At 45.2% G+C, this 12616-nt stretch carries 13 protein-coding genes; 2 read left to right on the top strand and 11 right to left on the bottom strand.

Going from position 1 to position 12616, the window contains the following annotated elements; translation table 11 throughout:
• Positions 1-60: 60 nt before the first annotated feature.
• The 9 genes from GJB61_RS15460 to GJB61_RS15500 all read right to left on the bottom strand — a co-directional run bounded on the left by GJB61_RS15460 (position 61) and on the right by GJB61_RS15500 (position 8065).
• Positions 61-693 (bottom strand): ABC-2 transporter permease, encoded by a 633-nt coding sequence (locus GJB61_RS15460; protein ID WP_154119495.1) that lies wholly within the window; start codon positions 691-693, stop codon positions 61-63.
• Positions 686-1555 (bottom strand): ABC transporter ATP-binding protein, encoded by an 870-nt coding sequence (locus GJB61_RS15465; protein WP_154119496.1) that lies wholly within the window; start codon positions 1553-1555, stop codon positions 686-688. Before GJB61_RS15465 ends, GJB61_RS15460 begins: the two co-directional genes overlap by 8 nt.
• Positions 1552-1932, bottom strand: a complete 381-nt coding sequence (locus GJB61_RS15470) for a GntR family transcriptional regulator (protein ID WP_154119498.1) — start codon at positions 1930-1932, stop codon at positions 1552-1554. The genes GJB61_RS15465 and GJB61_RS15470 overlap by 4 nt, the downstream gene beginning before the upstream one ends.
• 179 nt (positions 1933-2111) lie before the next feature.
• Positions 2112-2861, bottom strand: coding sequence for an ABC transporter permease (locus tag GJB61_RS15475; RefSeq protein ID WP_154119500.1), 750 nt, complete (start codon positions 2859-2861; stop codon positions 2112-2114).
• Positions 2854-3591 carry an ABC transporter ATP-binding protein gene (locus GJB61_RS15480; RefSeq protein WP_154119502.1) on the bottom strand — a complete coding sequence of 246 codons (738 nt, stop codon included), beginning with the start codon at positions 3589-3591 and terminating at the stop codon, positions 2854-2856. The genes GJB61_RS15475 and GJB61_RS15480 overlap by 8 nt, the downstream gene beginning before the upstream one ends.
• A 90-nt stretch (positions 3592-3681) precedes the next feature.
• Entirely contained in the window at positions 3682-4593 is a 912-nt protein-coding gene (locus GJB61_RS15485) for a hypothetical protein (protein ID WP_154119504.1), read from the bottom strand.
• A 109-nt stretch (positions 4594-4702) separates the two neighbouring features.
• Positions 4703-5392, bottom strand: coding sequence for a response regulator transcription factor (locus GJB61_RS15490; RefSeq protein WP_154119973.1), 690 nt, complete (start codon positions 5390-5392; stop codon positions 4703-4705).
• Positions 5392-6846, bottom strand: coding sequence for a sensor histidine kinase (locus GJB61_RS15495; RefSeq protein WP_229521813.1), 1455 nt, complete (start codon positions 6844-6846; stop codon positions 5392-5394). The genes GJB61_RS15490 and GJB61_RS15495 overlap by 1 nt, the downstream gene beginning before the upstream one ends.
• A gap of 103 nt (positions 6847-6949) precedes the next feature.
• On the bottom strand, positions 6950-8065 hold the full coding sequence (locus GJB61_RS15500; protein ID WP_154119506.1) for an MGDG synthase family glycosyltransferase: 1116 nt from the start codon (positions 8063-8065) through the stop codon (positions 6950-6952).
• Positions 8066-8179: 114 nt separating this feature from the next.
• Here GJB61_RS15500 and GJB61_RS15505 point away from each other — a divergent pair, with 114 nt between their 5' ends.
• Positions 8180-9637, top strand: coding sequence for a hypothetical protein (locus GJB61_RS15505; protein WP_154119508.1), 1458 nt, complete (start codon positions 8180-8182; stop codon positions 9635-9637).
• A 37-nt stretch (positions 9638-9674) separates the two neighbouring features.
• Here the strand turns inward: GJB61_RS15505 and GJB61_RS15510 are convergent, their stop codons facing one another.
• Positions 9675-10355 (bottom strand): succinylglutamate desuccinylase/aspartoacylase family protein, encoded by a 681-nt coding sequence (locus GJB61_RS15510; protein WP_338115858.1) that lies wholly within the window; start codon positions 10353-10355, stop codon positions 9675-9677.
• Between the two features lie 343 nt (positions 10356-10698).
• Here GJB61_RS15510 and GJB61_RS15515 point away from each other — a divergent pair, with 343 nt between their 5' ends.
• A complete protein-coding gene (locus GJB61_RS15515; protein WP_154119510.1) occupies positions 10699-11229 on the top strand; it encodes a C40 family peptidase in 531 nt (176 codons plus the stop codon).
• Between the two features lie 32 nt (positions 11230-11261).
• Here GJB61_RS15515 and melA read toward each other — a convergent pair whose 3' ends face one another.
• The gene (gene melA, locus GJB61_RS15520) at positions 11262-12560 is read right to left on the bottom strand and encodes an alpha-glucosidase/alpha-galactosidase (RefSeq protein ID WP_154119512.1); all 1299 of its coding nucleotides are present in this window, start codon (positions 12558-12560) and stop codon (positions 11262-11264) included.
• Positions 12561-12616: the final 56 nt, after the last annotated feature.

The raw sequence follows: 12616 nt of genomic DNA on the forward strand, positions 1-12616 counted from the left end.
CGCTATGATTAAAAGTCAACTCCAGCACTGGATCTCTGCTTTGCCCAGCTACATCAAGGCTTATCTGCCGATTTCATGCTGCGAAAGTTGAGTTACATAAGAACCATATAGAATAAACAGATAGACGATTCCAGTCAATCCTATCAGCTGCAGATGATCCTGTACCTGTATATGGAGCATTTTAGTGAGCAGCGGCGATTGTTGAACTGAGCTTCCCGCATTAATCGTAGCTAGGACTATAACCACATTGAAGATGATATTCACCTGCGAACCTTTGTGACCGATCCAGTAATGGATGGGTAGGTAAATGGCTGCGAACAATGGAATGAGAAATAAGGTTAAACCTACAGCTCGCCAATAGTCGGGGTCTATCGAATGTCCTAGTATATTAAGCACGATGTATAGGACTACTGAGCAAGCTACACCAAACGTTGCAAACGGAACAAGCGTTAAATACTTGGCTCGAACAATTTCACGTCTTCTTAGGGGTAGGCTGATTACAAAACGCTGATTGTGATGTTGTGTATCGTACGAACAGGAACAGGTTAGGAGCAAAAGCGATGGGAAGGCGGCATACATGCAGTAGTTATCTATTTGAATAGCTGCCATAAATAGATTGTATAGGAGCACAAACAGAATAAAACTTTTAAGCAGTACGAAGTCTTTTCGCAGCAGATACAATAGATTATGCATGCATAACGCTTCCTTTTACGGTAAAATACATAATTTCCTCTAACGTCGGCGTTTCACAAATGGCGATATTCTTAAAATACGGTTCACCTTCCATTCGATTGGCCACCAGCCCTTCAAAACCATGTGCCGTCTCACGAATGCCAGTAAACCATTTACGTACATCACGGTCTAACAGCTCTTTGCCACCTTTGACGAGCATATATTTCTCTGGCAGGGCCTCCTTCGTTTCATTAAACACAAGCCTGCCATCATTTATAAACACTATGTAATCTGCAATGCGATCCAAGTCCGCTGTATTGTGTGTAGAGAACAAAATGGATTTCTTCTCATCCTGAATATGTTCACTTAGCAGCTCCAGCAGCTCTCGGCGAAACACAGGGTCTAGACCTGCGGTAGGCTCATCCATAATTAATAGCTCCGAACCATGCGACAGAGCAACTGCGAGTGAGAACTTCATTTTCATGCCTTTGGATAATTCCTTAATCTTCTTAAGCTCAGGGAGCTTGAACAACTCCAAGTACTTACGGTAAGCTTCTTCATCCCAGCGGCTATAAAAAGGGGCTATGACCTTCTTCATCTGCTTCAGGGTCAGCTGTTCATAGAAGAAATTCTCGTCTGAGACATACCCGATTCGGTCCTTGACTGAAGCCTCATCTGAGGAATTCTCTTGGCCGAATATCGAAATGGAGCCCTGATCGGGATGAACCATCCCCATGATCATTTTGATTATTGTTGTCTTACCTGCCCCATTAGGCCCAATCAGCCCGGTAATATATCCTTCTTTAATGGAAAATGTAAGATCCCGCAGCGCAAAGCGGTCATAATTCTTGTGCAGATGATTCAGTTGTATAGAGTCACTCATCCCTTCTCCTCCTCATAGAGTAGTTTCATCATTTCGGTGATTTCAGTAAAATTGATACGGAGTAGCCTGCTCTCGTCGATAACCTCCTTCATCTTGTGCTCCATAATCCGCAGACGCTGCTCTCGGATGAATTCCTGATCTGCACCAGATACGAAGGAGCCCTTCCCGACGATCGAATTGATCAGCCCTTCCCGTTCCAACTCTTCATAAGCCCGTTTAGTGGTAATGACACTGATCTGCAGGTCCTTCGCCAATAACCGGATCGACGGAAGTGCGGTTCCAGAGACTAGCTCCCCCTGCAAAATCAGTTGGCGAACCTGACTTACAATTTGGGCATAGATGGGCTCTCCCGAGGTGCCCGTTATCAATATGTTCATGTGATCGCACCATCATCCTTCGGAGTGATTGTATTTAATGTATATGTGTAATATATACACTATAGACAATGGTGTCAATATAAAATGTAACAAAAAAACCACGATCCCCGCTCACCTAAAATGTTTCCGCAAACAACATTTAGAGAGAACTCAAGATGTGGCTGTATCGTATTCCGTCATTAAGCTTCTTTACGATCAAAGAGAATATAGCCTAGGGTGAAAAACAAGATTAATCCGGATGTGACAAACAAAGATGAAGTGATCAGCTTTCCAGCAGATACGGAATGACTTAACCAGAGCATATACCAGTCCGTATAGGAGGCTAGAGAAAAGGAGGAGAAACCCTTTAGGAAGAAGGGGGTCACTTTGGCTGCCGCATAAAGAAGAATGGAAAATACCAGAAATCCACTAGCGCTTCGGAAAAATTGAGCAACGAACACAAATACTGCGGAGAGTGCCCACATTGAGAAAAAGGCGGCAATATATGCTTTTCCGTAGCTAAGCCAGTCTATCGTTCCCAGTTCCTGACTCCCAAGAAAGGCATTACAGGCGCTTGTTACTATTGCCAAAATAAGAAGTAAAGCGGCAATTGTTATCCCCAAAGCAAGAATTTTGGCCGTGTACACACTAAACCGATGGATGGGCCGCAGAAGGACTATTTTGAGCGTCCGTGCCGAAATTTCCTGGGGGAACAGGTCAGCAATCGTTAGGAATAGAAACAGCGGTATTATAAAGATCGTGTAAAGGTTCAGCATTTGTATAGGGTAAGAGGAGCTGGCCGCGACTAGTCCCAACATGGGCTGCAGCGCATGGAAAGTCAGGGCCAGCAGAATTGGAATAGCAGCAGCTAGGATGAAGAAGAACAGAGTCTTCCGGCGATACAGCATGAGCATTAATTCATTCTTAAGTCCCGCGCGTAAATTATACAATCCGTGGCCCCCCTTTCGCCTTTTGCAGCTCACCGATATAGAACTGCTCCAGTGAGGGAATATCCTGTAGTAATTCTGACACGTTTCCTTCCTGAATCAGCGCACCTTCATAGATAATACCCACCCGATTGCACAATTGCTCCAGCTCATGAATCATGTGACTGGATATGATAAAAGTGATCCCCTCCGTTTTCGACAAACGAGTTACCAGTTCACGAAAGAGTACGATTCCTTCAATATCTAAGCCATTCGTCGGCTCATCCAGAATGACCAGCTCGGGGTATGGCATAATAGCAGCGGCCAAAGCCAGCTTTTGCTTCATGCCCGTGGAGAAGTGTCTTATTTTTTCTTTAACATTAGCAGTGAGGCCAACGATTTCAAGCACCTCGTGAATTCGTTCCTTTTGTACATTGGGGTAGAAACTAGCCACCGATTTCAAATATTGACCTGCTGTAACATAATCATAGAAATCTGCGGATTCGATCATACAGCCTACCTTGCTCATGGCTGCAGCAAAGGATTGCTCCGTATTGTGGCCAAATAAGGTTACAGAGCCTTGCTTTGGGGCAATCAGTCCCGTCATCATCTTGAGCAGGGTCGTCTTGCCGGCACCATTCGGGCCAAGCAAACCATAAATGTCACCCTTATATAACTCAAGCCCAACATTCCTAATGCCTCGGCCATTCCGATATTCTTTCGTCAAACCGCTTAATTTAGCGATACATTCCAAGCTTATCTCCCCTTTGGTAATAAACAGGCGGATAAAGCAAAACGCACCTTATCCGCTGTTTATTGCTTAGAATTGCAACTTGCTTTTCGTTTATTCGTGAAAACGATCCCCATGATGCATAGGCAATGGCTTCACTTGTTTACCCGTCAGATCAATAGAATCAGGAGTGGTTCCATTGAAGCCAGATAGCTGTACATCCAGATTGGAGGTAAGTGTATGCGTTGTACCGCTGGCATCTTTACCTGTAATCGTAACGATAAGCTGTTGGCTTTCAAGCTCATTTGCAGCGTTAATGTCAGCATTCAAGCTTACGCTTTGAATTTGCACACCTTCGGTCAGTGATAGATCTTTGAAGTCAAACAGGCTTTGGTGAAAAAGTTCCTGTGGATCAGTCTGTTTATTCTCAGTCTGTTTTTCTTCTACAGCAGAAGCATGTTTAAAAGCGATCGGAACTAAAGCTTGGACAACCGTAGGAATCTGCGCACTTTCTAGTTGCAGCGAAATGTGCTTGGAGCCATCGGATGCAGTGGTTGATGTGACCTCATTCTGTAAATTGCCTACCAATGCATCAATTACGGTCTCTGCTTCATTATTAATCCATGTTGCATCTTTGCTCTTGGAGTTCTTATCTTTCTGCTCGGACTTGTCCTGCATGACGTAGTAAATGTCGGAAGCATCACTTTTCAATACGGCTCCGTCAGTCTGATTATAAAGACTAAGGGACTCTGTACCTTTTGTGCCGCTAATCTTAACAGTTCCACTTACAGCTTCATTCTGCAAATTGGCCTTTAAGCTTCCTTGAGCCTGACTGAGCAGATTGCCATTATCTTTAAGAACTGCAGATACCTGAGCTGTTACACTCTCTAATCCCTGTGTATTCTTAAGCGCCGCCTTATAATCATCATAACCCGAGGTGCCTGCAAACGCTGTTAAACCGGTAGCCAGCATGATCACACCACTGATTCCGACAGCGCCTCCTGTCATAAGCCACTTCTTCTTCATCTCTTTAGCCTGCCTCTCACACAAATTTAGCCTTACTCTACCAGTCTAGACTCTAAATATAAATCCCTAGTGAAGAGAATATTAAATAAATCTTAAGTGATGATGCAACTCAGCCTCGAAGGCGGTAGCCTGCTCCCCAAACGGTTTCAATATAGACGGGATTAGCCGAATCGGCCTCGATTTTCTCTCTCAGCTTGCGTATATGAACAGTGACGGTCTGGGTATCCCCTATGGAGTCAATTCCCCACAGTCTTTCAAACAATTGATCCTTGCTGAATACCCGGTTCGGATGCAGCGCCAGGAAATGAAGCAGGTCGAATTCCTTGGTTGTCAGCATCACTTCCTCATCGCGCATAAAGGTGCAGCGGGTGTCTGGGTCCAGTCTCAGCTCACGGACTTCCACCTCATTGGATGCGGAACGGCCGCCCTTCAGTCTATCATAACGCGATAGATGAGCCTTCACTCGCGCAACGAGCTCCGCAGGCTTGAACGGTTTGGTTATATAATCATCGGCTCCAAGTCCCAGCCCACGGACGATATCGATATCCTCCCGGCGGGCAGTAACCATAAGAATGGGTATATCTAGTGCGTCGCGAATTCTTTTGCATACCTCAAATCCATTCAGTTTGGGCAGCATTACGTCAAGTACAATAAGATCGTATTTGCCGGATAGTCCCTTCTCCAGTCCCTCTTCGCCGTTCACCGCGATTTCAGTCAGGAATCCGCTCATCTCCAGATAATCACGCTGCAATTCAGCAATTGCCGGTTCATCTTCAACAATTAGAATGTTCTTATTCATCATTGCGAGCTTCCTTCCTCTTCAATCGGTAAGACAACATAAATTCTTGTGCCTTCCCCTTCTACACTTTCTGCGTAGATGTCCCCCTGATGTCCCAGCATGATGCCTTTGGCGATCGCCAATCCAAGTCCACTGCCACCGGTATAGCTATTTCTTGATTGCTCCGCTCGATAAAATCGTTCGAAGATATGTCGAACTGCTTCTTTCGGTATGCCTGGACCATTATCTTCAATGACGAGGATGATTTTATTATTCTGGGCAAAGGACTGTAAAGAGATTCTCTTCTGCTCTTTGTTCATGTACTTTATGCTGTTCTGTATCACATTACTCAACACACGCTTAAAGGAATCACGGTCAACCGCAACGTGTATTCCCTCTTCAATTGAAATCTCCGCATCTAGTCTGACGCCCTGCTTCTCCAGTTCCATTTGCAACTCCTCCGCCCAATCCAGCAAAAAGGCGTAAATCGGTACGGACTCGAACGTAAAGGGCAACTTTTGCATATCCAGCTTGGAGTACAAAAATAATTCATCAATCAGGCGATCCATTTCTCCCGCTTTCGTGGCAATGGTCCGCATGTACTTTTCACTTTTTTCCGGGGAGTCTGCCACTCCTTCCAGAATACCGTCCACATAACCTTTGATAGCTGTAAGTGGTGTTTTCAAATCGTGGGAGATATTCGTGATCAGTTCCTTGCGATTGGATTCATACTGTTGCTGCAGCTGGATGGATTCTTGTAAGCGTGAGCGCATTTCTTCAAAAGCCATCCCCAACTGACCAATCTCATCCTTGCCGCTAACCCGGACCTGAAAATCAAGGTTTCCCTCAGAAACCTGCTGTGCCGCCTTGCGCAGCTCAAGCAATGGCCTAATAATCCTCTTGGACATGAAATAGGTCAGCAGTGTATGTGTCAGCACCAGTATGACCAACGTGGAGAGAAACAGAATCGGGAAAAAGCTGCGGGCAAAATGTACGAGCGGGTCAATCTCAGTCAGGAGGAACAAGCTGACTGGCTGTTGACCCTTAGTGGAGACATCGTACTGCACGATCTGATACCATTCATTTCCGTCTGCTTTATTTTTCAATTCACTCCAGGTACCGGCGTGATTGAAGGATGGAAGTCCGGCGATCAGCTTTTTTTTGGAGGAGATATCATCCGACGAATAGAGTACATCGCTTCCCGAGCGGATATACAGATGGGTGTTTTTATTCAGCATATCCGCAGATATATCATCCAGAAAGCTCTTATCTGTCAGAAAAACCGGGTCCTTCAGAATCGTATACTTGATCAGGCTATGATAATCACTTTCTTCCAGCCCCTCAAACTTCATCTCATGGGCACTCTTCAGACTTTGTAAATCACCGCGAAAGACGACTGCAAGCAGCAGGGAGGTTGCGATTAGCAGAGTAAGCGGAATAATTAACATGGCCGCATAGGATAAGAGCAGTTTCATACGAATTGACATCACTGGAGTTCCTCTCTAACAATATTCTATCACTACCCTATAATCATACGACAGAAAGCAAGGAATGAGATAGTCCTAGCTCATCTATCTGTCAACGATTACTATGGAGTGTCAGTACTTCAGAAACAATGGTTTGAGACGATTCTTCACGTGTGAGGGTATGCATGAATCGCTGCATTTCTTCCCGGCACGGCTGTATCTCCAGTTGGCGCAATCTATGGATTAATTCATGCTTGTTATAGGCAGTATATATAACTCTAAGTCCAGTTAACAGATGTGCATTGCCTTCCTCCTGACCAGGGAGCGGACGATATACGATAACAGGCAGTGACATAGCCATAGCCTCGGTAAGTGTAATCCCTCCAGCTTTAGTCAGTAGACCAGAGGAAACCGCCATGAGTTCATGCATTTCCTCTGTATAACCCAAGATATGAATACGGGGATTGTGAAGATAAAGATTTACTAGAGATACCCGTAGTCCATCGTTATTCCCGCAAAGTACAATTAAATCAAAGTCAGAATATTCATGTACGGTATTTATCAGCATGCTGATGTTGGACATTACGCCATAGGCTCCGGCTGCCAGCAGAATATAACGTCGGCTCTCGCTGAATCCATGCTTGATCAAGAGCTTTCCCCGATCCATGGGTTTACGAAAAGCAGCCCGAATCGGGATCCCGCTAATCGTGATCCTCTCCTCTGGAACACCTGCTGCCAGCAATTCCTGTTTCATGCTCTCCGTAGCGGTGAAATACTTCATCGTATATGGGTGAAGCCATCTACCATGCAGGACGTAATCCGTCAGTACGGTGAATATGGATACCTCATTCCCTGCTTCTTCACTCAGCCTTGAGGCCACAAGATAGGGAAAGGTATGGATGATAATATCCGGCTGTAACTCATCCAACAGGGCCTTTGCTTTTTTTTGGCCTATGGAATGCAGAAACTGACTGAGGGGCTGCTGAGGCTTCATCCTGCTCGTAATTCTGTATAGTATTCCATATAGTTTGGGTACATAGACGGCAGCCCTCATATAGAACCTCCGGGATATCTCATTTAGATAGGGATGAACTTCAGCGAAGAGGTCTACAATAAATACCTGATCTATTCCTTTTGCTATAAAGGACTGTTCAATTGCCTCAGCTACCTTGGCATGACCGTCTCCGAAGCCAGCAGATACAATAAGCACAACAGGATTGGGTTTCATGAGAGGGCTCCTTTTTATCTAGGCTCCCCTTTACTTTAATCCTCAATCATAAACGGAGCGTGAAACAACTCTTAACAATTTATTAATTTACTTACACAGGGGGGATTCATTCTCATGAAACCACAAGGGTTCAAATTTCTTTACGGAGTTCTAATTATTATTGTCGTCATGTTAATGATCCCTAAATATTCTTACAATGATCCAGATACCTTCTGGCACATTGAAGTGGGGCGCTATATGCTCAAACACGGAACCATATTGCACCATGCCATACATACCTTTTATGGAGACAAGCTGCCCTATGTTCCACATGAATTCGGATTTCAGTTGCTGGTGGCCCCTTTATATCAAACCTTTGGGTGGCCTGGCGTTTATCTACTGACAGCCGTTTGTTTGTTCTTTCTACTCCTTGGGCTACTGCGGTTAGGCAGAGTCTCACGTAAAGAACTGGGACTTCCGGAGGCGCACCCGCTATTGCTTCCTTTTGTACTCCTCATCTCCTGCTGGATTTATTACAACTACTTTAAAGGAAGACCACAGATGATCTCCTCATTTATGATTGTGTGGTTCTTCGTTTATTTGCGGGAATTCCAGCTGCTGACCCGAACCAAATACGCTATAGCGATGATCGCTCTCTCCTGTGCGATCGCCAACTTTCATGCGGGTGTGTGGCTTGTTATTGTTGTGTTTACGGGAATGGCCTTGCTTGAAGCACTAATTGCAAAGAAGCTTACTGTGCGACGGATTGTAGTCTTCATTCTCGTAGGGCTGGTCGGACTGCTGAATCCGGGCGGGATCAAGAGCCTGCTCTATATTCTGACGGTAACCCATAAGAACTTTAACATGCTGATCAATGAGTGGCAGCCGATTCAGTTCAACCGACCGGACAATTTACCTATTCTACTGTTGCTGTTATTCTTTGCGGTGACGTTACCTTTTGCCCTTTATCGCAAGCCCTTCCGTTTCTTTATGATGCTTGGCATCTTATATTTAGGGGTTTCCAATTTCAAGCAAAATCTGTTCATGTGGCTGTTCATCCCTTATTTTGCAGCGGTGTTCTTCGAAGTGATTCCCAATTTACGTTCGCTCAGCATCTTTCAATTGCGCAAGCGTACCCTTATCCTCTGTCTTTCATTGGGACTAATCTTTAATATGGCTTATGTATTTATCGTACCGCCCGTTATTGATGCCAAAGACTATCCAGTAGATGAGATGACGTATATTCTGGACCGCACCCCCGATGGGAACCATCCCAAAGTGCTGGCGAAGTACGGTTCATCCGGATATGTCATGTTCCGGGGAGGTGATGTCCTCTGTGACGGAAGACAGGACCCTTTTGTCACCAAAGCATCGCTTGGGGCTATGGGCTGGACCGCTTTCGAACGTTCGATGTATGGATTCTCTGATTATCTGCCGGACATTGTGAAATACGACCATCCTGAATATGTCATTGTGCAGAGCAGTGTCTCTGGAAATCTGTATAGAGAATGGGTGGGGAAATTTGGACAGCCGGTGTTCAAGGGAAGCTACGGAAGTGTGTTTTATTTCAAAAAACAAGCTGATACGGGTTGATACTGTATCAGCTTGTTGAATGGCTATACCAGCCTCTTTAGCTCATTAAACCAGCTATTTTCAAAAAACGACACACGATGTCTTTCTGATAGTTAACCCGCAATGCATGCTCCAGACTCCAACAGGTTTCTACGGTGACTGCTTTAGCTCCAATTATCCGGGCCGTAGCCGTACGTGAAGAACCTGGCAATTCCCGCAGACGGAGGTTAAATCGATAAGCTGGGTTAGCGATCGAGGAATTGATATTTTTAATAATATGCCTCACTATAGATACGCCACGGCTACCAGGTTGAATAATTAATGTCTGACCGAGCCGTTTAGCATTTCTTTGCGATAGACCATTCGCTTCATGAAGATCCAAATACCATGCAGGACGATATCGCTGTACTAATTGAAACAACGCTGCGGCTAACGGATGGCGTGCAGTTGTATTGCTTTTGCGCGGGAAAGTCCGGTTCAGATCCGGAACTCCTCTGCTGCGCTTGCGGTAAGCTTTAATATTAACAAGCGGCACGATGATTAAGGTTCCTTTTTGAATCGACAACTCTCTGCGCATAAGCATGTTTACTAATTCCTGAGCTGCTCGTATACTGCCGGTTTCGTTGCCATGGATCCCAGATACCACCATGAAGACAGGCCCCGGAAACTGACCCGTAAAGATATAATATGGTGTGGCAAAAGGAGTAGCCGATGCTAAAATGTACTTTTTAACGAACACCGTATCTCACCTCCGCATGGTTTCAATCGGACTTCTCTGGCGTAACCTTCCGCGTTTCTAAGCCTCAATGTTATTAGATTATTAGTATGCTGTTGCAGCTTTACTGTTTGGACTAAAAGACAAAAAGACCACAAGGAATATCCCTATGGTCTACTTCGAGTACCCGTTCAAAATCTTGTCAAGGAGAAAAGCAACTTAATTTTCTCATCATATTTTAATAAACAGACCCAAACACTTGCTGGCCTTGAATTGTTGCAGCAGGTGGTAATTTCTGTGAAGTGATAATGTGATAAGGTTTGTACAGGTAGTTACCCAGTATTTCAAACAAACAGGAGGTTAAGATATGACTACAACAAATAGCCACAATCGACTCCGCAAAGTATGTATCGGTGTCAGTCTGAGTATTGCATTGGCCGCATCAAGTATCGGAATGTTCGACAACTCCAATACAGCCTTCGCTGCAACTGCATCAACAACTAAAAGTGTAGCTAGGCAGACCACTGCGGATCAGATCATCGCTACTGGACTCCGTCTACAAGGTGTTCCCTATGAATTTGGAGCCGAAGCAGGTAGAAGCTCCAGCTTTGATTGCTCATCTTTCACCCAATATATCTTCGCACAGAATAACATCACCCTACCCCGTTCTTCCACACAACAATCCACTGCTGGGACGTTTGTAGCCAGAAGTCAGCTTCAGCCGGGAGATTTGGTGTTCTTCTACTCCCCTATTCATCATGTAGCCGTCTATATAGGCGATGGTAAAATACTGCATACTTTTGGCGAGGGTGGAGTGACTGTTACTGACTTGAACGCCGGCTGGTGGGACGAGCATTATACTACAGCCCGCCACGTCTTGTCGGTGAGCGCTAACTGAGCACTTTAATATTTATGATCTGGCTGTCGCTTTTAGTTATACTGTGGCAGCCATTTTCCATGAGCAGAGATCAGCTCATCGCACATATTTACAATATCGTCCATCGAGAGCTCGGCTGCTGTATGAGGGTCCAACATTGCGGCATGATAAATATGCTCTCTCTTTCGTGTAATAGCCGCTTCGATCGTAAGCAGCTGTGTATTGATATTTGTGCGGTTTAATGCCGCGCATTGCGGAGGCAAATCACCGACGAAGGTTGGAGTTACTCCACTGCTGTCTACCAGACAGGGAACTTCTACACAAGCTTCTCTCGGCAGGTTGGTAATAAGTCCTGTATTCATCACATTGCCGCCGATCTTGAAGGGAATATTGGTTTCGATGGCTTCCATAATGTAAGATGCGTACTCATGTGAGCGTTCATGCTGTAGCTCTTTATTGTTGACCAATTCCTCACGCATTTGCTGCCAGCGTCCGATTTGCTCCACACAGCGGCGGGGATACTCATCGAGTGGAATTTGAAAGCGTTCGATAAGCTCTGGATAATTGCGTTTAATGAAATAAGGATGGTACTCCGCATTATGCTCTGACGACTCCGTAATATAATAGCCGAATTTCAGCATCATTTCATAGCGAACCATATCACCGTGAGGCTCCAGTTGCTTAGCGGCAGCCCGCCGTTTGATCTCCGGATATAGATCCTCCCCGTCTTTAGATACCTCCAAGAGCCAGGCCATATGGTTAATTCCAGCGATCTTGGCTTGCACTCCCGTCTGATCTAACCCAAGATGCTCGAATAATCCAGGAATACATTGCTGGACGCTATGACATAGCCCTACCGTCTGCACACCTCCATAAGTGTTCATAACATTCGTCAGCACCGCCATCGGGTTCGTATAATTCAGAAAGAGTGCATCCGGGCAAACCTCTTGAATATCTGCAGCAAAATCCAGCATGACCGGAATCGTGCGCAGATTTCGGAAGATCCCTCCAATACCGGCCGTATCGGCAATCGTCTGACGTAGGCCATATTTCTTTGGAATTTCAAAATCGGTAATCGTACAAGGATCATAGCCGCCGACTTGTATGGCATTAATAACATATTTCGCACCACGCAGTGCTTCTTTGCGATCCGTATAAGCTTTGACCTTACACGTACTCCCGCTGCTGCTTTTGATATTATTCAGCATATTTTCCGAATCGGTAAGGCGCTGAAGATCAATATCAAACAAGGCCAGCTCAAAACCCTGAAGCGCTGGTGTTCCCATACAGTCACCCAATACGTTTTTGGCGAATACGGTACTTCCTGCACCGATAAATGTAATTTTAGACATAACAAATACTCCTCCTTATTGTTGAGGCGATCCTGCGCAGTCATCGCAATTAAAGG

This window comes from Paenibacillus monticola (assembly GCF_009664975.1).
Lineage (GTDB): Bacteria > Bacillota > Bacilli > Paenibacillales > Paenibacillaceae > Paenibacillus_AQ > Paenibacillus_AQ monticola.

Coding starts and splice junctions, on each gene's coding strand:
- GJB61_RS15460 (WP_154119495.1), bottom strand. CDS start 693: ATGCATAATCTATTGTATCTGCTGCGAAAAGACTTCGTACTGCTTAAA.
- GJB61_RS15500 (WP_154119506.1), bottom strand. CDS start 8,065: ATGAAACCCAATCCTGTTGTGCTTATTGTATCTGCTGGCTTCGGAGAC.
- GJB61_RS15470 (WP_154119498.1), bottom strand. CDS start 1,932: ATGAACATATTGATAACGGGCACCTCGGGAGAGCCCATCTATGCCCAA.
- GJB61_RS15495 (WP_229521813.1), bottom strand. CDS start 6,846: ATGAAACTGCTCTTATCCTATGCGGCCATGTTAATTATTCCGCTTACT.
- GJB61_RS15465 (WP_154119496.1), bottom strand. CDS start 1,555: ATGAGTGACTCTATACAACTGAATCATCTGCACAAGAATTATGACCGC.
- GJB61_RS15515 (WP_154119510.1), top strand. CDS start 10,699: ATGACTACAACAAATAGCCACAATCGACTCCGCAAAGTATGTATCGGT.
- GJB61_RS15505 (WP_154119508.1), top strand. CDS start 8,180: ATGAAACCACAAGGGTTCAAATTTCTTTACGGAGTTCTAATTATTATT.
- GJB61_RS15485 (WP_154119504.1), bottom strand. CDS start 4,593: ATGAAGAAGAAGTGGCTTATGACAGGAGGCGCTGTCGGAATCAGTGGT.
- melA (WP_154119512.1), bottom strand. CDS start 12,560: ATGTCTAAAATTACATTTATCGGTGCAGGAAGTACCGTATTCGCCAAA.
- GJB61_RS15490 (WP_154119973.1), bottom strand. CDS start 5,392: ATGAATAAGAACATTCTAATTGTTGAAGATGAACCGGCAATTGCTGAA.